1 protein-coding gene and 1 pseudogene are annotated in these 1,472 nt (G+C 75.3%); both read left to right on the top strand.

Features of this window, described 5'->3' with window-relative positions:
- Positions 1-1,165 (top strand): cyclopropane-fatty-acyl-phospholipid synthase family protein (locus GTW40_RS07765; RefSeq protein ID WP_161179413.1); only part of this gene is annotated, 1,165 nt, incomplete at its 5' end.
- Positions 1,162-1,472: pseudogene (locus GTW40_RS07760) on the top strand (SAM-dependent methyltransferase); the annotation flags it as partial. The gene GTW40_RS07765 and the pseudogene GTW40_RS07760, both read left to right, overlap by 4 nt.

Below are 1,472 nucleotides of genomic sequence, written 5' to 3'. Positions count from 1 at the left end.
GGCCGTCGCCGCCGCCGTCGTACGCCACGCGCTGCGCCGACTGCCCCTGCGCGTCAGGCTCGCCGGGGGAGAGACCCTCGGCCTGGGCGGCCCGCTGATCGAGATCCGCGACCCCGACGCCTTCCACGCCCGCGTCGGCACCGGCGGGCTCATCGGCTTCGGCGAGTCGTACATGGCGGGGGAGTGGGAGGCCCCCGACCTGGTCGGCGCCCTCACCGTGCTCGCGGCGCACGCGGCCGAGCTGGTCCCGGCCCCGCTGCAACGCCTGCGCGGACTGTGGGCCCCGAGGCAGCCGGCCGCCCGCCGCAACACCGCCGACGGCGCCCGCGACAACATCAGCCACCACTACGACCTGTCCAACGACCTCTTCGCCCTCTTCCTGGACGCCACCCTCACCTACTCCGCCGCCGTCTTCCGGGGCTTCCCCGCCGAGTGGTCCCTGCTCGCCGCCGCCCAGCACCGCAAGATCGACCGGCTGCTCGACCTGGCCGCCGTGGGCGAGGGCACCCGGCTCCTGGAGATCGGCACCGGCTGGGGCGAACTCGCCCTGCGCGCCGCCGCCCGGGGCGCCCACGTCACCTCCCTCACCCTCTCCCGCGAACAGCGCGACCTCGCCCTGCGCCGCGTGCGCGAGGCGGGCCTCGGCGACCGCGTCACCGTCGAACTGCGCGACTACCGCGAGGCCCACGGCACCTATGACGCGATCGTCAGCGTCGAGATGATCGAAGCCGTCGGTGCCGAGTTCTGGCCCGTCTACTTCCGGACCCTCGAAGCGCGCCTCGCCCCCGGCGGCCGGGCCGCCCTCCAGGCCATCACCATGCCCCACGACCGGATGCTGGCCGCCCGGGACACCCACACCTGGATCCAGAAGTACGTCTTCCCCGGCGGCCTCCTGCCCTCCGCGGAGGCCGTCGAGCAGACCGTGCGCGAGCACACCGGACTGGCCGTCGCCCGCCGCGACTCCTTCGGCGTGCACTACGCCGAGACCCTGCGGCTGTGGCGCGAACGGTTCACCGACCGCGCCGACGAGGTCGCCGCCCTCGGCTTCGACGCGGTCTTCCGGCGCCTGTGGACCTTCTACCTCGCCTACTCCGAGGCCGGTTTCCGCTCCGGCTACCTCGACGTCCAGCAGTACCTGCTCACCAAGGAGAACCCGGCCCCATGAGCACGACATCCCCGAAGCGGCCCGGTGCCGCCCACCGGATCGCGGACCTCGCCGAGGAGGCCGTCGGCGCCCGGCTGCCGGTCCGGCTGCGCGCCTGGGACGGCAGCGAGACCGGTCCGCCCGGCACCCCCGTGGTCGTCGTACGCTCCCGGCGCGCGCTGCGCCGACTGCTGTGGCAGCCCGGCGAACTCGGCCTCGCCCAGGCGTACGTCACCGGCGAGATCGACGTCGAGGGCGACCTCGCCGAGGGGCTGCGCGCCGTAGGGGCCGCCGCCCGCGCCCGGGGCACGCGGGCCCCGCGCCTCAC

Source organism: Streptomyces sp. SID4985 (assembly GCF_009863025.1).
Classification (GTDB): Bacteria; Actinomycetota; Actinomycetes; order Streptomycetales; family Streptomycetaceae; genus Streptomyces.
Note: the sequence above shows the minus strand (reverse complement) of the source record. Positions and strands in the feature narration are given on the sequence as shown.